The 19802-nt window shown below is 71.5% G+C and carries 18 protein-coding genes; 8 read left to right on the top strand and 10 right to left on the bottom strand.

Annotated elements, in window-relative coordinates; translation table 11 throughout:
• Positions 1-8 precede the first annotated feature (8 nt).
• Positions 9-902, bottom strand: coding sequence for an iron uptake transporter permease EfeU (efeU, locus tag AC3WRT_RS17700; RefSeq protein WP_492724248.1), 894 nt, complete (start codon positions 900-902; stop codon positions 9-11).
• An 83-nt stretch (positions 903-985) separates the two neighbouring features.
• On the opposite strand from efeU, the gene AC3WRT_RS17705 reads away from it, so the two are divergent.
• The 4 genes from AC3WRT_RS17705 to AC3WRT_RS17720 all read left to right on the top strand — a co-directional run bounded on the left by AC3WRT_RS17705 (position 986) and on the right by AC3WRT_RS17720 (position 4907).
• Positions 986-1642, top strand: coding sequence for a DUF2461 domain-containing protein (locus tag AC3WRT_RS17705; protein ID WP_492724249.1), 657 nt, complete (start codon positions 986-988; stop codon positions 1640-1642).
• Positions 1643-1677: 35 nt separating this feature from the next.
• A complete protein-coding gene (locus AC3WRT_RS17710; RefSeq protein WP_492724250.1) occupies positions 1678-2859 on the top strand; it encodes a flavin-containing monooxygenase in 1182 nt (393 codons plus the stop codon).
• 141 nt (positions 2860-3000) lie between these two features.
• Positions 3001-4128: an L-talarate/galactarate dehydratase gene (locus tag AC3WRT_RS17715; protein ID WP_492724251.1), complete on the top strand. Its 1128-nt coding sequence runs from the start codon at positions 3001-3003 to the stop codon at positions 4126-4128.
• 50 nt (positions 4129-4178) lie between these two features.
• The gene (locus AC3WRT_RS17720) at positions 4179-4907 is read left to right on the top strand and encodes a FadR/GntR family transcriptional regulator (protein WP_492724252.1); all 729 of its coding nucleotides are present in this window, start codon (positions 4179-4181) and stop codon (positions 4905-4907) included.
• 47 nt (positions 4908-4954) lie between these two features.
• On the opposite strand, the gene AC3WRT_RS17725 is transcribed toward AC3WRT_RS17720, so the two are convergent.
• Genes AC3WRT_RS17725 through AC3WRT_RS17745 form a run of 5 tightly spaced genes read right to left on the bottom strand, consistent with a single transcriptional unit; the run spans position 4955 to position 9829 of the window.
• The gene (locus AC3WRT_RS17725; protein WP_492724253.1) at positions 4955-6226 is read right to left on the bottom strand and encodes a glucarate dehydratase family protein; all 1272 of its coding nucleotides are present in this window, start codon (positions 6224-6226) and stop codon (positions 4955-4957) included.
• Positions 6223-6621 carry a universal stress protein gene (locus AC3WRT_RS17730; RefSeq protein WP_492724254.1) on the bottom strand — a complete coding sequence of 133 codons (399 nt, stop codon included), beginning with the start codon at positions 6619-6621 and terminating at the stop codon, positions 6223-6225. The genes AC3WRT_RS17725 and AC3WRT_RS17730 overlap by 4 nt, the downstream gene beginning before the upstream one ends.
• Positions 6618-8204: a tripartite tricarboxylate transporter permease gene (locus AC3WRT_RS17735; RefSeq protein WP_492724255.1), complete on the bottom strand. Its 1587-nt coding sequence runs from the start codon at positions 8202-8204 to the stop codon at positions 6618-6620. Before AC3WRT_RS17735 ends, AC3WRT_RS17730 begins: the two co-directional genes overlap by 4 nt.
• Before the next feature lie 15 nt (positions 8205-8219).
• Positions 8220-8762, bottom strand: coding sequence for a tripartite tricarboxylate transporter TctB family protein (locus AC3WRT_RS17740; protein WP_492724256.1), 543 nt, complete (start codon positions 8760-8762; stop codon positions 8220-8222).
• A 47-nt stretch (positions 8763-8809) separates the two neighbouring features.
• Positions 8810-9829: a tripartite tricarboxylate transporter substrate binding protein gene (locus AC3WRT_RS17745; protein ID WP_492724257.1), complete on the bottom strand. Its 1020-nt coding sequence runs from the start codon at positions 9827-9829 to the stop codon at positions 8810-8812.
• A gap of 159 nt (positions 9830-9988) precedes the next feature.
• Between AC3WRT_RS17745 and AC3WRT_RS17750 the strand changes: the two genes are divergently transcribed.
• The 4 genes from AC3WRT_RS17750 to AC3WRT_RS17765 all read left to right on the top strand — a co-directional run bounded on the left by AC3WRT_RS17750 (position 9989) and on the right by AC3WRT_RS17765 (position 14927).
• Entirely contained in the window at positions 9989-10912 is a 924-nt protein-coding gene (locus AC3WRT_RS17750; RefSeq protein ID WP_492724258.1) for a LysR substrate-binding domain-containing protein, read from the top strand.
• Between the two features lie 163 nt (positions 10913-11075).
• Positions 11076-11987 (top strand): 5-dehydro-4-deoxyglucarate dehydratase, encoded by a 912-nt coding sequence (gene kdgD / locus AC3WRT_RS17755; protein ID WP_492724259.1) that lies wholly within the window; start codon positions 11076-11078, stop codon positions 11985-11987.
• Between the two features lie 12 nt (positions 11988-11999).
• Positions 12000-13592, top strand: a complete 1593-nt coding sequence (locus tag AC3WRT_RS17760; RefSeq protein WP_492724260.1) for an aldehyde dehydrogenase (NADP(+)) — start codon at positions 12000-12002, stop codon at positions 13590-13592.
• 12 nt (positions 13593-13604) lie between these two features.
• The gene (locus tag AC3WRT_RS17765) at positions 13605-14927 is read left to right on the top strand and encodes an enolase C-terminal domain-like protein (RefSeq protein ID WP_492724261.1); all 1323 of its coding nucleotides are present in this window, start codon (positions 13605-13607) and stop codon (positions 14925-14927) included.
• Between the two features lie 106 nt (positions 14928-15033).
• On the opposite strand, the gene AC3WRT_RS17770 is transcribed toward AC3WRT_RS17765, so the two are convergent.
• The 4 genes from AC3WRT_RS17770 to AC3WRT_RS17785 form a co-directional block, all read right to left on the bottom strand.
• Entirely contained in the window at positions 15034-17565 is a 2532-nt protein-coding gene (locus AC3WRT_RS17770; RefSeq protein ID WP_492724262.1) for a CHAT domain-containing protein, read from the bottom strand.
• Positions 17566-17671: 106 nt separating this feature from the next.
• Positions 17672-18169 carry a hypothetical protein gene (locus tag AC3WRT_RS17775; protein WP_492724263.1) on the bottom strand — a complete coding sequence of 166 codons (498 nt, stop codon included), beginning with the start codon at positions 18167-18169 and terminating at the stop codon, positions 17672-17674.
• 1 nt (position 18170) lies between these two features.
• The gene (locus AC3WRT_RS17780; RefSeq protein ID WP_492724264.1) at positions 18171-18752 is read right to left on the bottom strand and encodes an RNA polymerase sigma factor; all 582 of its coding nucleotides are present in this window, start codon (positions 18750-18752) and stop codon (positions 18171-18173) included.
• A gap of 2 nt (positions 18753-18754) precedes the next feature.
• The coding region (locus AC3WRT_RS17785) for a S8/S53 family peptidase (RefSeq protein ID WP_492724265.1) at positions 18755-19802 on the bottom strand (1048 nt) is incomplete at its 5' end.

The following is a 19802-nucleotide window of genomic DNA, read 5'->3' on the forward strand; positions in this document are numbered from 1 at the left end:
GGGACCGGTCAGGCGGCGACCGTCGGACGCGCGTCGTCGGTGGGCGTCACGGCCGGGGCCTTCGGCGTGGTGCGGGCCGGGCGCAGGAAGAGGGTCAGCACGACGCCGACGTAGAGCACCCACGCCACCGCCTGCAGGACGGTCGTGGCGGGCGTGAAGTTGAAGATGCCCTTGAGGAGCGTGGCGTACCAGCTGCTGGGGTCGACCGTGGTGCTGACGTCGAAGGCGAGCGTCGTCAGGCCCGGCAGGAAGCGCGCCTCCTGCAGGTCGTGCAGGCCGTACGCGAGGATGCCGGCGGCGACGAGGACGAGCAGGATGCCGGTCCAGCGGAAGAACTTCGTGAGGTTGATCTTCACCGCGCCGCGGTAGATCAGCCAGCCGAGCACGACGGCGCCGCCGAGCCCGACGACCCAGCCGATGAGGGGCTGGTTGTTGCCCTGCCCGGCGGCCTCGGTCGTGGCGTAGAAGAAGATCGCCGTCTCGAGGCCCTCGCGGCCGACGCCGAGGAAGGCCACGAGGGCGATCGCGAACGGACCCATGTCGAGGGCCTGGTCGAGCTTGCCCTTGAGCTCGCCGGAGATGGTGCGCGAGGCGGACTTCATCCAGAAGACCATGAACGTGACGAAGACCACCGCGATGATCGAGGCGCTGCCCCCGATGAGCTCCTGGGCCTCGAAGGTCAGCTGCTTCGTGCCGTAGGTGAGCAGGGCACCGAGCGCGACAGCGAGGACGACGGCGACGCCGACCCCGGTCCAGACGTAACGCAGGGCCCAGCGGCGACCGGTCTTCACGAGGAAGGCGACGAGGATGACGACCACGAGGGCGGCCTCGAGACCCTCTCGGAGTCCGATGAGCGCGTTGCTCGCGAGCACGGGTGCCTTCTCTCGGGTTGCTGACAGCATTTAGGCCACGGTGGCGTGACGGAATTCAGCAAAGCACAGGTAAGCCTTGCCTAACAACCCGGTCGCGGTGTCAGAGTCGCCACATGAGCACGCCCGCGACCCCCTCCAGCTTCTCCGGGTTTCCGCCCGGCGCCCTGCCCTTCTACGCCGAGCTCGAGGACCGCAACAGCCGCGACTGGTGGCTCGCCCACAAGGACGTCTACGAGCGGGACGTGCGCGAGCCGATGCTGGCCCTGCTCGACGGCCTCGAGGAGGAGTTCGGCGAGGCGAGGCTCTTCCGGCCCAACCGCGACGTGCGCTTCAGCGCGGACAAGTCGCCGTACAAGACGCACCAGGGAGCACTCGTCGGCAGTGGCACCGTCCTCGGCTACTACGTGCAGGTGAGCGCCGACGGCCTCCGGGCCGGCGGCGGGTTCCGGGCATCGAGCCCCGCCCAGACAGCCCGGTTCCGTGCCGCCGTCGACGCGCCGTCGAGCGGCCTCGAGCTCGAAGCCGTCCTCGCTTCCTTGCGCGAGCAGGACTTCGAGCTCCTCGGCGAGCGCGTCAAGACCGCACCGCGGGGGTATGCCGCCGACCATCCTCGCATCGAGACGCTTCGTCACAAGGAGCTCATGGTCATGCGCGACTTCGGCGCCCCGGCCTGGCTGTCGACGCGGCGCACCCTCACGATCGTGCGGGACACGTGGCGGGCGGTGCGCCCGCTCACGGACTGGCTCGAGGCGCACGTCGGCGCAGAGTGACCGCGCCGCCCGGAGCCGACCGATACGTTGGCCGGGTGACCCAGCGCAGCGTCCCGGTCGACGCATACATCATCGGAGCCGGCCCGGGCGGGCTGGCCACGGCGGCCGCCCTCGAGGCGCGTGGCCTGCACGGAGTCGTCCTCGAGCGCAGCGACGGCGTCGGCTCGTCGTGGCGCGAGCACTACGACCGGCTGCACCTGCACACGCCCCGCGAGCTCTCCGGCCTGCCGGGGCTGCCGATTCCCAGGGAGATGGGGCGCTGGGTCTCGCGGGACGACGTCGTGCGCTACCTCGAGCTGTATGCCGCCCACCACCGGCTCGACGTCCGTCTCGGCACCGAGGTGAGCCGCCTCGACCGCGCGCCGGACGGCGACGCGTGGACCGTGACGCTCGCGAACGGCACGATCCTGACGGCGCCGTATGCCGTGGTTGCGACGGGCTTCAACCACACGCCGCGGGAGCCGGACGTTCCTGGGCTGCAGGCCTACTCGGGTGAGGTGGTCCTGGCTCGCCACTACCGCAACGGGTCCGCGCACGCGGGCAAGGACGTCCTCGTGGTCGGCACCGGCAACACCGGCACCGAGCTGGCCGTCGACCTCGTGGAGCATGGAGCCGCCCGGGTGCGCCTGGCGGTGCGTACCGTGCCGCACATCCTGCGCCGCAACACGGGGCCGTATGCCGCGCAGTACACCGGCATCGCCGTGCGGCGCCTGCCGACCGCGCTCGTCGACCGGATCGCACCGGTCGTGGAGCGGATCCAGACGCCCGACCTGTCGGCGCAGGGGCTGCCACGCCCCTCCACCGGGCTGCTCACCCGGGTGGAGCGCGACAACGCCATCCCGGTGCAGGACGTCGGGATCATCGACGCGATCCGTGCCGGCCGGGTCGAGCCCGTGGCCGCGCTGGCCGCGTTCGAGGGAGACACCGTGGTGCTGACCGACGGCTCGCGGCTGCGCCCACACCTCGTGGTGCTCGCCACCGGATACGGCCAGGGCCTGCAGCCCCTCGTCGGGCACCTCGGCGTCCTCGACGACAAGGGCCGGCCGGTCGAGCAGGGCGGTCGGAGCGCTCGAGGCGCCCAGGGCCTGTGGTTCACCGGTTACACCAACCCGATCTCGGGCATGCTGCGCGAGCTCTCCATCGACGCCCGCAAGATCGCCCTGGCCATGGCTCTGAAGAAGCGCCGCGAGGTCAGGGCCCGCCGCGCCGCCTCCTAGCCCAGCGCGACCGGCGCCTCGGGACGTGCTCCGCTTTCCGGAGCAGCTTCCGAGCAGATTCAGCCACCTCGGATACTTGTCATACAAGTTTTCAACTCATACGATCACTCGGGTCACCGTCGCCGCTCCCGAGGACCTTCCATGACTGCCGACCGCATCCGCCACGTAGCCCTCTCGTCCGTCGTCCTGCCACTGCCCACCCCGATCAGCGACGCCAAGGTGCTGACCGGCCGGCAGAAGCCGATGACCGAGGTCGTCCTCCTCTTCGCCGAGATCACGACCGACCAGGACCACCGCGGCACGGGCTTCAGCTACAGCAAGCGCGCCGGTGGTCCCGCCCAGTTCGCCCACGCCAAGGAAGTCGCAGAGGGCCTGATCGGTGAGGACCCGAGCGACATCGCGAAGGTCTACGACAAACTTCTCTGGGCCGGTGCCTCTGTCGGCCGCTCGGGGGTCGCCACCCAGGCGCTGGCCGCCATCGACATCGCGCTCTGGGACCTCAAGGCGCGCCGCGCCGACCTGCCGCTCTCGAAGCTCATCGGCTCGCACCGTGACTCGGTGCGCACGTACAACACCTCCGGTGGCTTCCTCCACGCGCCCATCGAGGAGGTCAAGGAGCGCGCCTCCGAGTCACTGGCCGCCGGCATCGGCGGCATCAAGATCAAGGTCGGCCAGCCCGACATGAAGATCGACCTCCAGCGGCTGGCCGCCGTGCGCGAGCACCTCGGCGACGACGTGCCGCTCATGGTCGACGCCAACCAGCAGTGGGACCGCGCCACCGCCCTGCGCTTCGGCCGGGCCGTCGAGGACCTCAACCTCGTCTGGATCGAGGAGCCCCTGGACGCCTATGACGCGGAGGGCCACGCCCAGCTCGCCGCCGCCCTCGACACCCCGATCGCGACCGGCGAGATGCTCTCGAGCGTCGCCGAGCACGTCCGCCTCATCGAGGCCCGCGCGGCCGACATCATCCAGCCCGACGCCCCTCGCGTCGGCGGCATCACGCCCTTCCTGCGCTTGGCGACCCTCGCCGACCACGCCGGCCTGCAGCTCGCCCCGCACTTCGCGATGGAGATCCACCTGCACCTCGCCGCCTGCTACCCCCGCGAGCCGTGGGTGGAGCACTTCGAGTGGCTCGACCCGCTCTTCAACGAGCGCCTGGAGACCCGTGACGGCCGCATGGTCGTGCCCGACCGTCCCGGTCTCGGCTTCACGCTGAGCGAGCAGGCCAAGGCGTGGACGGTCGACACGTACGAGACCGGACGCGCCTGAGGGATGTCCGCGTCATTCGCCTGGCGACGGTCGCCGACCAGGTTGTCGCCGTGACCTCACGCGCCGACGACGAGCAGCGACTCGACCGCGACACGGGCCGCGGTCTGGCGCACGAGCTCGTCGAGCGGCTCAAGGAGCAGATCCTCGCCGGCCAGATGGAACCGGGCCAGAAGCTGCCCACCGAGGCCTCCCTCGTCGCCGAGTACGGCGTGAGTCGCACGGTCGTGCGCGAGGCGATCTCTCGCCTCCAGGCGGCGGGGCTCGTCGAGACCTACCAAGGGCGAGGGTCCTTCGTCCTGGCCCTGCCGGACACGGAAGGCTTCGCCGTCGGGGCCGAGCGCGTGCGCACGCACCGCGACGTGCTGGACATGATCGACTTCCGCATCGGCGTCGAGAGCGAGGCCGCGGGCCTCGCCGCCGAGCGCCGGACCGACGTGCAGCTGAAGGCGCTCGAGCGAGCGCTCCGGGACCTGACACGGGCCGGCGACAAGCCGAGCGGTGCAGTGGAGGCCGACTTCGAGTTCCACCGTCGCATCGCCCTCGCGTCCGGGAACCGCTTCTACGCCGACCTGCTCGCGTCACTCGGCCCGCTGATGATCATGCTGCCGCGCACACGCCTGGAGGCGGCATACACCGTGTCCGACGCGACGCACGTCACCCGCGTCGCGCTCGAGCACGAGAACATCCACCTCGCCATCGCCCGCGGCGACGGCACGGCCGCACGGGCCGCCATGCGTCTGCACCTCAGCAACTCACGAGCCCGCCTCCAACGGGACTGAGCCGGCGACGACCGGACGGACTGCTCTCTCGATCGGCGTATTCGGCGTCACCAGCGGGCGGTGTTGACCTCGAAGCCCGGCTGCACCGACTGCATGTAGACGGTGTCCTCGCGGCGACGGATGCCGCACGAGAGGTACTGCTCGTGCAGCGCGCCAAGCGCGTCCTCGTCGATCTCGACGCCGAGACCCGGGCCGGTCGGCACCGCCACGGCACCGTCGACGAAGTCGAGCACGCCCGGCTTCACGACCTCCTCGGTCTTCCACGGGTAGTGGGTGTCGCACGCGTACGTGAGGTTCGGGGTCGCCGCCGCCAGGTGTGTCATCGCCGCGAGGCTGACGCCGAGGTGGCTGTTCGAGTGCATCGACAGGCCCATCCCGAAGGTGTCGCAGATGCCGGCCAGCAGGCGCGACCGCAGCAGCCCACCCCACAGGTGGTGGTCCGACAGCACGACGCCGACAGCTTGCGCCCGCACGGCAGGGGCGAGGTGCTCGAACGCGATGACGCACATGTTCGTCGCGAGCGGCAGCTCGGTCTCACGGGCGACCGCCGCCATCCCCTCGATGCCGGGCGTCGGGTCCTCGAGGTACTCGAGCACGTCGGCGAGCTCCTGCGCCACGCGGATCGAGGTCTCGACCGTCCAACCGCCGTTCGGGTCGATCCGCAGCTTGTGGTCGGGGAACGCCTCGCGCAGCGCGCGCATCCCCTCGATCTCGTCGTCGGGCGGCAGCACGCCTCCCTTGAGCTTGATGGCGTCGAAGCCGTATGCCGTCACCATCCGCTTCGCCTGGACGACGAGCTGGTCCGGCGTGAGGGCTTCACCCCAGTCGTCGTCCGGTCGGCCGGGGTGCCCGGCCCACTTGTAGAAGAGGTAGGCGCTGAAAGGCACGGAGTCTCGCACGGCGCCGCCGAGCAGGTCGCTGACGGGCCGGCCCGTCTCGTGCCCCTGGATGTCGAGGCAGGCCACCTCGAACGGCGAGTAGGCCGTCGCCACGGCGGAGTCGACCTGCAGCATGCCGCCGAAGCTGGCGCCGGCATCCGCGGCCCCGCCACCGAGGGCGTCGGCGGCGCGGCGCCAGAGCCCGTTGAGGTCGTAGACGTCGTGGCCGAGGACGGCCCGCCCGACGGCCTGGAGCCGCTGAAGCTGCGCCTCGTCCCCGTAGGTCTCGCCGAGCCCCACCGACCCGGTGTCGGTGCGCACGCGCACGATCGCGCGCAACGCATACGGCTGGTGGACGCCGACGACGTTGAGGAGAGGGGGGTCCTCGAACGCCACCGGCGTGACCGAGACCGACGCGATGCGGGAGCGCGTGGGGCTCACTCGCGCTCGGCCTTGACCGCGAGCACGGGAACCGTCGCGTCGAGGAGGATCCGCTGGGCCGTGCTGCCGAGGATCAGCTTGCCCACCGGGCTGCGGTGCCGCAGGCCGATGACGACGAGCGTCGCGCGGACCTCGTCGACGAGGCTCTCGAAGGTGTCGGCGAGCGAGTCACCGTGCAGCGGCTGGCGCACGTCGACCGCGACACCCGATTGGGCGGCCCGTGCCCTGATCCGCTCGACGTGGTCGCCGTCGACCATGTCCGCATCGACGGTGGACCCGCGCCGGGGTGAGTTGACGACGACGAGGGGCTGCTCCCGGAGTCGGGACTCGGCGATGCCGGCGTCGAGCGCCGCGCGTCCCTCCGGGGTGTCGAGGTAGCCGACGATGATGGTCATTTCGCCTCCGTGGTCTCGCGGTCAGGGGTCCGGCGCGTGGCCGGCTCGGCCGGCTCGGCCGGCTCGAGCGCACCGGCGGAATCGAGCGCACCGGCGGGCCCACCTCGTCCGGCGCGGATCAGTCTGCGCACCAAGGGGAAGAGCGCAACCGCGACGATCGCGGCGAAGATCGTGCCGGAGATCGGGCGCGTCAGGAAGCCGGTCGGGTCGCCACCGAAGATCAACAGCGACTGGCGGGCCGACGACTCGATGAGCGTCCCGAGCACGAAGGCCAGGACCATCGGGCCGGGGTCGAAGCCGAATTTCTTCATCAGGTAGCCGACGACGCCGAAGACGATGACGAGGTAGATGTCGAAGACCGAGTTGTTCACGGTGTAGACGCCGAGCATCGTGATGAGGGCGGTGATCGGCGCGAGGATCGCCGGACGCACCCTGAGGATGCGCACGAAGACCCCGACCATCGGAATGCTCATGATGAGCAGCAGGATGTTGCCGATGTACATCGAGTTGATGACGCCCCAGAAGATGTCCGGGTGGGTGTCCACGAGCTGCGGTCCCGGCTGCACTCCCTGGATCAGCAGGGCGCCGAACATGAGCGCCATCGTCGCGTTCGCCGGGATGCCGAGGGTGAGCAAGGGGATGAACGACGACGTCGCGGCGGCGTTGTTGGCCGTCTCGGGGGCGGCCACGCCCTCGATCGCACCACGGCCGAAGCGCTCCGGCTGCTTCGCCCGGCGCTTCTCGACGGCATACGCCACGAGTGATGAGAGGACGGCACCACCCCCGGGCAGCACGCCGAGTCCGAAACCGATGCCCGAGCCGCGCGCGATGGCTCCCTTGGAGTCCGAGAGGTCCTGGCGGCTCGGCCACACCTTGGTCACCTTCGCCGGGGCGTGGACCTTCTTGTGGTTCTCCTCGAGGTTGTAGAGGATCTCGCCGAGGCCGAAGAGGCCCATGGCGATCGGCACGAAGTCGATGCCGTCGGCCAGGTTGAGGCTGCCGAAGGTGAAGCGCTCGGCGCCGGTGAAGGAGTCGCGCCCGACGGTCGCGATGAGCAGCCCGATCGCCGCGGCGATGATGGCCTTCAGCTTGCCGCCGTTGCCGACGGTCGAGACGAGCAGGACGCCGAGCAGGCCGAGCGCGGCATACTCCGGCGGGCCGAAGTCCAGGGCGTAGCCGGCGACCACGGGCGCGAGGACTGACAGACCGATGATCGAGACGGTCCCGCCGATGAACGAGCCGATGGCGGCGATCCCCAGCGCGGCACCGGCCCGCCCCTGCTTGGCCATCGCGAAACCGTCGAAGACCGTAACGACCGAGCTTGCCTCTCCCGGGAGCCGGAGGAGCACCGAGGTGATGGTGCCGCCGTACTGCGCGCCGTAGAAGATGCCGGCCAGCATGATGATCGCGGACACCGGCTCGATGCCGTAGGTGATGGGCAGCAGGATGGCGATGGTCGCTGCCCGGCCGAGGCCCGGCAGCACACCGATGAGCATGCCGATGACCACGCCGACGAGGCAGTAGAGCAGGTTCGTCGGCTGCAGGACGATCTCGAAGCCGTTGAGGATGGGGGTGAAATCCATGACGGGTTCCTCCGGTCAGATCAGGCGCGGGAGGGGGATCGCGAGCGCCAGGACGAAGAGCGCGTAGAACGCGGCGACGGTGATGACGCTGATGACCGCCGTCATGCGCCAGGACTCCCCGCCGAGGAAGCGCAGCCAGATCACCATGACGAGCAGCGACGGCACCTCGAACCCGATGACGGGCAGCAGGGCAGCCAGACCGACGAGGGTGAGCACGCCGAGCCCCGTGAGCGCGCTCGAGCGGGTGAACACCTCGGTGTCCTCCGCCTGGCGCCCGAAGGCCAGCTGGGCCAGGGACAGCGCCGTCACGGCCACGGAGATCACGAACGGCCACAGCCCGGGGCCGGGCTGGGTCAGGGTGCCGAGCCCGAAGCCGAGCGACAGGGCGATGCCCGCGACACCGACGGCCAGCGTGACCAGGCCCGCCGCGACCTGGGCGAGCGGTCCCGCATGCGGCGGTCGCTCCTCGTCCAGGTCATGCGCGAGCTCGGCCTTGAGCTCCTCGAGGATGTCGACCTCCGCGGCCGGTGGCCGCTCGGTCCCGCTCGTCGTGCTCATCCCTGCTCCTCTTCGAGTGGGTGGTTCGGGGCGCCGGCGCGGCCCGGTCAGCTGTTGGACGCGAGGGAGATGCCGAACTGCTTGAGCTTGGCGGTGTTCGACTCGAGGTCGGACGTGAGCTTGCTCGCAACCTCGGTGCCCGGGATCTCGAGCGGCGTCAAGTTGTTCTGCTCGTTGAACTTCTTGTACTCCTCGGTCGCGAACGTCTTCTTCGCAGCCTCGACGAGCTTGTCCTTGACGGCCTGCGGTGTGCCCTTCGGCGTCGTGATGAAGCGGTACTGCGAGACCTGCACGTCGAAGCCCTGCTCCTTGGCCGTGGGCACGTCGGGCAGGAACTTGACGCGGTCGGCTGAGAAGACCGCGAGCGGGACGAGCTTGCCGGCCCGGATGTTCTCGATCGCCTCGCCGACCTGCATCGTCGACACATCCACCTGCGCACCGAGCAAAGCCGTCAGGTTGGGGGCGCCGCCGTCGAAGGGCACGGCCGTCGCCTTGATGCCCGCTGTCGCGAAGGTGAGCGCCGAGTTGAGCTGGGCACCCGTGCCGACACCGGTCGTGCCGTAGCGGATGGTCTTGCCGGCCGCCTTCATGTCGGCGATGCTCTTCCACCCCGTCTTCGGGTTGGTGGCGAGCACGTAGTCGTCGCGCGAGACGCCGTAGACGATGTCGAAGTCGTCGGCCTTGACGGACTCCGACTCCGAGACGGCGAGTGGGGTGATGGCGAACAGCGAGGCGTTCTGGATGGCGACCGAGTAGCCGTCGGGGGCCGCCTTCTGCAGCTCCTTGGCCACCAGGGCGCCGTTGGCGCCCGGCTTGTTGACCACGGGCATCGCCACTCCGAGCGACTGGCCCATGCCCTTGGACATGGCCCGGCTGATGAGGTCGCTGCTGCCCCCGGCGGAGGCGCCGACGGTCATCTGGATGCTCTTCGTCGGGTAGTCGCTCCCGCCGCTGGCATTGCCGCCACCGGAGCCGGTCTTGACTCCTCCACAGGCGGTGAGTGCGAGGGCGAGGGCGGTGGCGCCTGTTGCGACCGCGAGGCGGCGCCTCGTTGGAACGTTCGTCATTGAAGGTCTCCTCGAGCTGGTGCGCCGTCCGGGGCGGGGCGCTGGGGGGCGGTTGAGCTCCCTTGACGGGAGACCCTACGAAGGTCGGTCAATGCCTGTCCAAACCCGATGCTGCATCGGCTGATACCTTCGCTGTATCGTGCTGTAGCGTCAGCCGGCATGATGACCCTCGACCAGGTCCGCGCCTTCGTCGCCGTGGCGGAGGAGCTGCACTTCGGCCGGGCCGCCGATCGGCTGAACATGACCCAGCCGCCGCTCAGCCGGCAGATCCAGAAGCTCGAGCGCACGGTCGGGGTCACCCTCCTCGAGCGCGACAACCGCCGGGTCGCGCTCACCGAGGCCGGCCGCGCCTTCCTCGACGAGTGCTACCGCCTGCTCGCGCTCGTCGACAGCGCGGGCGACGTCGCCCGCCGGATCCAAGGAGGCTCGGCCGGGACGCTGCGGCTCGGCTTCACGGCGGTGTCGGCCATCGGGATGCTCGGGCCGCTGCTGCTCGAGCTCGACCGCAGCCTGCCCGGCATCGACGTGATCCTCCACGAGCGGGTGACGGCCGCACAGGCCGACGGCATACGCCGCGGGGAGCTGGACCTCGGCCTCGCGAGACCGCCGTTCGACACGACGGAGCTCGAGTCGAGGGTCGTCTTCCGGGAGGCGCTGTGCGCCGCCGTGCCGGCCGAGCACCCCCTCGCGTCGGTCGCGCGGCCGCTGACGCCCGGGGACTTCGACAGCGTGCCCGTCATCAGCTACAACCCGGTCCAGTCCCGCTACTTCCACGAGCTGACCGTCCGCTTCCTGACCAATGCCCAGCCCAGGGTGGAGCAGCAGGTGCACCAGATCCTCACCGCCGTCCTCCTCGTCGCCGCCGGGCGCGGTTGCGCCCTGGTGCCCGCCTCCGCGCGCTCGCTCGGCGTGCAGGGCGTGGCCTACAAGAACCTCGTCCACGGGGGCGGCGACCCAGACGGTAGCGAGGAGCCGGGCCGTCCCGTCGAGCTGCACGCCATCTGGGCACGGGGACGCCGGAGCCCGATGCTGCACCGCGTCCTCGGACAGATCGGTCGCACGAAGCTCGGCGACGAGGTCTGAGCAAGACGCCCAACAGTGATGCTCATCGGGCATCACGGCATACAGAATCCGTCTTGGACAGGTATCCGACGTTCTTCCTAGCCTGAGGTCACATCACTGGCCCAGCGGCGGGTCCCTCGACTTCGCGAGACGGGCCGGCCGCCCCGTCACAAAGGACGTTCCCGTGCCCCTGGCTCCAGACGAACTCGCTCACCAGCTGGGCACCGGTCTCCTGTCGTTCCCCGTCACGCACTTCACGCCCGACCTCGCCTTCGACGAGGCGGCCTACCGCGATCACCTGTCGTGGCTCAGCGGCTACGACGTCGCCGGTCTCTTCGCCGCGGGCGGCACGGGCGAGGGCTTCTCGCTCCGCACGGACGAGATCGACACCGTCGTGCGCGTGGCCGTCGACGAGATCGGTGGAAAGGTCCCCGTGCTGGCCCCGGCCACCGGCGGGACGGCCGTTGCCGTCGCCCAGGCCAGGGCGGCCGAGGCCGCCGGCGCCGACGGCATCCTCCTCTTCCCGCCCTACCTGACCGAGGCCGGCCAGCGCGGGCTCGTCGAGCACATCTCGGCGGTATGCCGTGCCACCTCGCTCGGCGTCATCGCCTACTCCCGGGCCAACGCGATCCTCGGCGACGTCGCCGTCGCCGAGGCAGCCGAGCGCAACCCCAACCTGATCGGCCTCAAGGACGGCGTCGGCAATGTCGAGGAGATGACCCGCACCTATGCCCGGGTCGGCGACCGCCTGCTCTACGTCGGCGGGCTGCCCACCGCCGAGACCTTCGCCCTGCCGCTGCTGCAGCTCGGCGTCACGACGTACTCGTCGGCGATCTTCAACTTCGTGCCCGAGTTCGCGGTCGGCTTCTACGAGGACGTGCGCCGCCAGGACAGGGACGCGGTCTACCGCAAGCTGAACGACTTCGTGCTGCCCTACCTCGACATCCGCGACCGCGAGCGAGGATATGCCGTGTCCATCATCAAGGGTGGCCTCGCCGCCGTCGGCCGGCCCGCGGGTCCGGTGCGCCCACCGCTCACCGACCTCACGGAGCAGGACCTCGCGGACCTCACGATCCTCGTCGACAAGATCAGCTGAAGGAGCCCTCGCATGACCTCCCTTACGGGTCACTCGATCATCGCCGGATCCCCCGCTCCCGGAAGGCTTCCGGGGTCAGCGGCCGTGGCTGCGGCCACCGGTGAGGCCCTCGAGCCCATCTACACGTATGTCGACGAGGAGCAGCTGCGAGCCGCCACGCAAGCAGCGGCCGATGCCTTCGACGCCTACCGCGCCACATCACCCACCGATCGGGCGGCCTTCCTTCAGAGAGTCGCCCAAGAGATCGAGGCGGACGGCGAGGCCATCATCGGCCGCGCCGTCGCCGAGTCGGGCCTGCCGCTCGGCCGCCTGACGGGCGAGCTGGGTCGCACGACGGGGCAGCTGCGGATGTTCGCCGAGGTCGTACGCGTCGGCGACCATCTCGAGGCACGCATCGACCCCGCCCTGCCGGACCGCACCCCAGCCCCGCGCGCCGACATCCGCCAGCGTCACGTGCCCCTCGGCCCGGTCGCCGTCTTCGGCGCCAGCAACTTCCCGCTCGCCTTCTCCGTCGCCGGTGGCGACACCGCCTCCGCCCTGGCCGCCGGGTGCCCCGTCGTCGTCAAGGCACACAACGCCCACCCCGGCACGAGCGAGCTGGTCGGGGCCGCGATCACGCGCGCCGTGGCAGCGAGCGGCCTGCCTGCCGGCGTCTTCTCGCTCGTCTTCGGCAGCGGCACGTCGGTCGGGCAGGCGCTCGTGAGCGACCCGAGCATCAAGGCGGTCGGCTTCACCGGCTCACGCGCCGGGGGACTCGCGCTCGCCGCGACCGCGGCCGCCCGCCGGGAGCCGATCCCCGTCTACGCCGAGATGAGCTCGGTCAACCCCGTCGTGGTCCTGCCCGGCAGCATCGCCGGCGGGCGGGCGGAGGGCCTCGCGGCGGCATACGTCGACTCGCTGATCCTGGGCTCCGGGCAGTTCTGCACGAACCCCGGGCTCACCTTCGTCCCCACCGGCCCGGACGGTGACGCCTTCCTCGCCTCCGCGGCGCGGGCCGTCGCGGACGCCACCGGCCAGGTCATGCTCACCTCGGGGATCGCCCAGGCCTACGCGAAGGGCGCCGACACGCTGCGCGTCACACCCGGTGTCACGGTCGAGGCCGAGGGCAGCCCCGGCGAGACCGGCAACGCGCCCGCGCCCCTGCTCGCGTCCACGACGCTCGCGGCACTGCGGGACGACGCCAGCGTCAGCGAGGAGATCTTCGGTGCCGCCGGTGTCGTGGTGCGCTGGGACGACGTGAGCGAGCTCGCCGACGCGATCCGTGGGCTCGAGGGACAGCTCACCGTCAGCGTGCAGGCTGCCGACGGCGACCACGAAGCGGCTCGCACACTGCTGCCGCTTCTCGAGACCAAGGCGGGCCGGGTCCTCTTCAACGGGTGGCCCACCGGCGTCGAGGTCGGTCACGCGATGGTGCACGGTGGACCGTTCCCCGCGACGAGCGACTCGCGGTCCACGTCGGTCGGCTCGCTCGCCATCTACCGTTTCCAGCGACCGGTCGCCTACCAGGACCTACCGGCCGAGCTCCTGCCCGAAGCGATCCGCGACGACAACCCGTGGGGTGTCACCCAGCGCATCGACGGTCGCCTGCGACCGGCCCAGGACTGACGGGAACACACCATGACACCGACCATCGCCTCCGTCGAGGTCGTGCCCGTCGCCGGCCACGACAGCATGCTGCTCAACCTGAGCGGCGCACACGGCCCCTTCTTCACCCGCAACATCGTTCTCGTCACCGACAGCGACGGCAACACAGGGCTGGGCGAGGTGCCCGGCGGCGAGAAGATCGCCGGCACCGTCCGGGAGGCTGCGGAGCTCCTGCTGGGTCAGGAGATCGCCCGCTTCCGCCAGCTGCTCCGGCAGGTCGCGCAGACGTATGCCGGCCGCGACGCGGGTGGTCGGGGCGCCCAGACCTTCGACCTCCGGACGACGGTCCACGCGGTCACCGGGCTCGAGTCGGCGCTGCTCGACCTTCTGGGCCAGTACCTCGGCGTGCCGGTAGCCGAGCTGCTCGGTGACGGTCAGCAGCGCAGCCAGGTGCCGATGCTCGGCTATCTCTTCTACGTCGGAGACCCGGCCCGCACCGACCTGCCCTACCTCGTCGACGACGAGCGCGAGGACCGCTGGTCGCAGCTGCGCCGACGCGAGGCGCTGACCCCCGACGCCGTCGTCGCGCTGGCCGAGGCCGCGCAGGAGCGCTACGGCTTCAGCGACTTCAAGCTCAAGGGCGGGGTGCTCGCCGGCGAGGAGGAGGTGGCAGCGGTCACCGCCCTCGCTCGGCGCTTCCCCGACGCACGCATCACGCTCGACCCCAACGGCGGCTGGCTGCTCGACGATGCCGTGCGCCTGTGCACCGGTCTGGGCGACGTGCTCGCGTACGCGGAGGACCCGGTCGGTCCGGAGGGGCGTTTCTCCGGCCGCGAGACGATGGCCGAGTTCAAGCGCGCGACCGGGCTGAGGACGGCGACGAACATGATCGCCACGGACTGGCGCGAGATGGCCCACGCGATCCGCACCGATGCCGTCGACATCCCGCTCGCCGACCCGCACTTCTGGACCATGGCCGGCTCGGTCCGGGTCGCCCAGCTGTGCAACGACTTCGGCCTGACGTGGGGGTCGCACTCCAACAACCACTTCGACATCTCGCTCGCGATGTTCACCCACGTCGGCGCGGCCGCTCCCGGCGAGATCACGGCCCTCGACACGCACTGGATCTGGCAGGACGGCCAGGCGTTGACGACCTCGCCGCTCGAGATCGTCGACGGCGCCATCGAGGTGCCGACCGCACCGGGGCTCGGCGTGACGCTCGACCGGGAGGCGCTCGCCGCGGCGCACGAGCTCTACCTCGAGCACGGCCTCGGTGCCCGCGACGACGCCGTGGCCATGCAGGCCCTGCTCGGCGACTGGACCTTCGACCCGAAGCGCCCCTGCCTCGTGCGCTGAGCACCCGTAGTTGAGGTGCCGCGCCCTCGGAAGCTGCTCCGCTTCCGGGAGCAGCTTCCGAGTCTCCGAGGCGCCGCTGGGGGGAGCTCGCCGGCGAGCGTGGCGGTCAGGGACGGAGCTGGCCGCCGAGGTTGAGGAAGGCGGCGGCGACGTCCTCGGTCTCGGCGACGGCGCGGGCGAGGGCCTCGTCGCTCGGCAGTCCCGACGCCAGCAGCTCGTGGTGGCGCGTCATCGTCGTCGCGGCGACGTCGTCGGGCACGGGCGCGACGGCCGCCACGACGGAGCGGGCGCCCAGCGACAGCAGTGACAGCGCCAGCCCGAGGGACTCGTGGCCCGGCCGCGCGGAGGCCTGGCCGACCTCGCACGCCGAGAGCACGACATGGTCGGCGCGCACGCCGGTCGGCTGCAGCTCGTGGGCGAAGACCGGGCCGTCGTGGAGCACGAGGGACGAGAAGAGGGGCGACTCGACCTGGTGGGTGCCGTGGGCGGCGACGTGCACGATGCCGGGGCGGGCCAGCGCGCCGACCAGCTCGTCGCGCCGGGACGGATCGGCGAGCCTGGCACGCTCGCCCCAGGTGCTCACGATCGTGCGCCCCTCGATCGCCGCTCGGGGCACGGACGGGCCGACGCTGACGTGCACCTCCGTCGAGGTGGGCCGCGCGCCGTTGCCCGTGTCGACGACGCGCGCGGCAGCACGGCGCGCGAAGGACGTCAACGACAGCGCGACCGTGAAGGGGCGGCCGGCCATCGACGGCATGAGCGCCCACGGGAGGGCAGACACCTCCGGGCTGGTGACGAGCACGAGCCCCCGGTCGGAGCGCCAGGGGTGCAGCAGTGCGGCGTCGAGCTCGGCCGCGCTCGAGCGCAGGGACGACCACACGGCGCCGGCCAGCGGCCCGAGGTGATGCGTGGCGGCGGCCCGGAGGTCGACGCGTACGCGGTGGGCTAGCTCGGCGCCGCTCTCGACCGGCATGAGGTCGCGCATCACCGCCCGGCCTCCGATGACCCCGACGGCACCGAGTCGGCCGCGGTGCCGGAAGAACCAGAGGAGGTCACGATCAACCCGGCCGAGGTGCTCGCGCGCCTCCCGCACCCGGAGGGGGATGGTGCCTGACGCACCACCGCTGCGGCTCAGGGCCCAGTCCCGGTCCCGGATCTGTCGCTCGAGCCGCGAGGCGTGGTCGTGCAGCTCGTGGGCCTGGGCGGGGTCCGACTCGCTCCTCAGGTGTCCGCGCACGGCACGCAGCTGCTCGGTGAGCACGGCCAGCTGCTCGTCGTCGGGCCGGCCGAGGGAGGGCAGGCGGTCGGTGGCGCTGCGCCACCGTTCCAGGGCCTCCAGCACGGCGGCGCTGCCCCTCGGCACGGCGAGCTCCAGGTCGAGCTCCGAGAGTCGGGCTCCGTGGACGGCCCTGGCCGTGCGCAGGTCGAGGCTCGCGCTGCCCTGCTGGCCGGCAGCCAACCGCCGCGAAGCCCGGACCAGGATCCGGCGGGCGGGCACCAGCTCGCCGGTCGCCACGAGGGTCATCGCGGTCACCGCCGCCGCGTCGAGCTCGTCGGACAGCGATCCTGTCGACACCCGCTCGAGGCTGAGCAGGCGGGTGTTCGCGGCGGCGGCGTCGCCGGACAGGAGCAGCGCCTGAGCCGCGACGACCCGAGCGCTGTCGGCGAGCTCGGGGTCACCGAGCTCGGTGGCCGTCTCGGCGAGCCCGTCCGCCGTTGCCGCGGCCGCGAGCGCCGCCACCCGCTCGCGCTCCGCCAGCTGGCGATCCTGCCCGGTACGCCGCTGATGGTCCAGGTCGACGCGAAGCCCGACGAGCATCGCCTTGGCGGCCCACGCCCGCGCACCGATGCGCGCATAGGTCTCGCGCGCCGAGCTGGCCGCCTCCGCCGCGAGGTCGAGCTGCCCGAGCAGGCGGTGGGCGCGGGCCAGGGCCAGCCCGAACTCCGCGCGCATCTGGTCGTGCCCGTCACCCTCGAGGTCGGCCAGTCCTGCCTGCAGCGCCTCGACCGCCTCCTTGACGAGGCCCGCCTCGAGCAGGACCTGGGCCCGGTCGAGCCGTGCCGGCCCCTTGAAGACGTCGGCCTCCAGCTCCTGGGCGCGTGCCATGCCGGCGAGCGAGCGGGGGATGTCGCCGAGGAGGAAGGCGGCATACCCCTCGTTGTGCCGAGCCATGAACTCCTGCTCGGCGCCACCGAGCTCGTGCGCGAGACGAGCCGCCTCGGCGAAGGCGTCGAGCGCCTGCTGCGGCCGGAGCAGCTCGAAGGCGAGCATCCCGCGGCTGAGGTGCACCGAGCACTGTTCGCGCTCGGTGAAGGCGTCGAGCCGCCGCACGGCGCCCTCGAGCCCCTCCCAGGCCGAGGCCAGGTCGCCGGCCCGGCCGTGGATGTTGGCGCGCTGGTAGTTCAGGCGCGCCCGCAGGGCCTCGTCCCCGAGGTCGTCGACAAGTTCCTCGGCCTCGGCGAGCCGGGCCGACGCCTGCTCGATGCCGGAGAGCATGAACTCGGTCAGCGCCAGCGTGATCAGCGTCTTGCACCGCAGCCCCAGCCGATCCTGCGCGGGGACGGCCCCGTCGAGCCGGTCGATCTCGTCCAGGGCCTCCGTCAGCGAGCGCGCGGCATCGACGGGCCGCCCGGCCACGTTGTCCGCGGCACCCTGCTCGCGCAGGATGCGTGCACTCTCGAGCAGATCGATGGCTGAGCCGGGCCTCTCCTCCAGGGCCGGTCGACCGCACCCGACGAGATCGTCAGATCTGGATCGTGGGGGTGATGACCGGTCGCACCTCGTTGTCGTTCGGATCGGTCACGACGAAGTGCACCGGCCCATGGGGTAGATCATCCAGAACGAAGCGGCCGTTCGCATCGGAAACGACCGAGACGCTCCCCTCCGTCGTCACGGCCTCGACCTGCGCACCGGGCGTCGTGACCCATCCGTCGACCCGCACCCGGTCGCCGGTGTCGTCGGAGTCGCTCGGCCCGGCCGAGACCATGAGGCTCACCGACGCGGCCGTGAACGTGACGGACTCGGTGGGGGTCGGCTCCACCTTGGTGTCTGCCCCGCGGGTCGTCAGCAGCGACGAGTCCATCAGCTCGGCGACCTCCGCGTGAAGGGCGTGGACGGTGATCGCGAACTTGATCCGTTCGGCGAGGTCGCCGGGCACGGGGTCCGCATGGGCGAAGAGGTCCCGCACGTGCCCCAGGTTGGCGAGGTCGCGGGCATCGATGGCGTCAGTGTGAGAAGTCATGTCAGACCGCCCATCCGGGGTCGGTGCCGAGGGTCGTCCTCAGCTTCTGGAGGCAGCGGCCGCGGGTCGGGCCGATGCTGCCGACGGGCATGCCCAGCGACTGCGCGATGGCGGAGTAGTCCGGGCGGTCGGCGAACGCGATGACCCGGAGCAGCTCCTGGCATCGCGGGGAGAGGGCTGAGATGTGCTTCCACAGCACGCGCTGGCGTTCGGAGAGGATCGACTGCGCCTCGGGGTCGAGCTGCTGTACCGGGGGCTCGGGCACCTCCTCGACGCCGATCTCGCGCCGCGCCCCGCGGGTCAGCCGCCAGACCTCGCGCTTGACGACCACGACGAGCCAGCCCAGGACCGCGGCCGGCTCGTGGATCGACTCGGCGCGGTCGACGAGCTGCAGGAAGGCGGTCTGGATGGCGTCCTCGCAGGTCGCCGGCGCCCCGCCCTGGGAGCGGGCGGCACTCCACAGCACGGGGGTCACGAGGTCGACGAGCTCCGAAAGTCGCTCGCGCTCGCCCACCCGGTAGGCCGCGAAGGCTCTCCCGGCCAGCGTGCCGAGGCCGTCAGGGGCGGTGGGTGTCGGCGTCATGGTCACGCCTTTCCGATGCAGCGGCGCAGCGCCCGGATGGCGCGCTTGCGCATGGCGGGCGACGAGACGTCGGGCATGCCGCGCTCGTCGAGAAGGGCCGCGGCGAGCTCGGCCGCGAAGACGGGCGTGGAGAACGACGTGCCGCTCCACACCCCGAAGCCGCCGGTGTAGTCGTCGGGGTCGACGGTGCAGCGAACCGTGCCGTCGGACGAGTCGGCCGACGACGGCTGGCCGATGCCGTTGGTGAGCGGCAGGGTGCTGACGACCGACACCCCGGACCGCACCGAACTGACGACGGTGAGGTTGTTGGAGAAGAGCGCGACGGTGACGCCGTCGGGGTTGGCGGCGCCGACGCTCGCGACGGGCGGCACGGACTTGGCGGTGACCCGCCGGGGTGGAGCCGCGGCGAGCGCGGCCGGCACGAAGGGGTCGCTCGTGCCGTCGTTGCCGACGCCTGCGACCACGAGTACCCCGTGCTCCGCGAACCGGTCGAGCAGGTCCGCGACGGGGCCGGACGTGTAGCTGAGGTCCTCGGCGTAGTAGCCGAGCGACAGCGAGAGCACGTCGACGACCTGCGACGGGTCGTGCTCCTGACCGTGGACGTGCCGGTCGAGCAGGGCCTGCAGCACGTCGAGCATGACGCTCTCGTCGACGACCCCGTCGTCGCCCATGACGGGGATCGACAGGATCGTCGCCTCGGGGCAGCCCTGGCGGATCAGGCCGGCGATGAACGTCGCATGTCCTTGGAGCAGCCCGACCGGGTCGGTGGGCGCCGGCGCCGAGAGGGGCGGGTCCTCGGAGCCGGCTCGGTCCGTCATCAGCAGCGGCACGAGCCTGCCGTCCTTGAGGACCATCCGGACGATGCCTTCGTCGGCCTTGAACCACGGGTGCGCTGCGACGGCCGTGTCGGGCACGACGACGACGGGGTTGCGGTCGACGGGGCGGGCACGAAGCCGCGGGTCGGGCAGGGCCAGGGCGACCGGCATACGTCCACCGCGGCCGGGCACGGCGTACTCCTGGAGCGCGGACCCACCGACGCCACCCCAGTAA

It is taken from the genome of Terrabacter sp. FW104-15G4B, assembly GCF_058790095.1.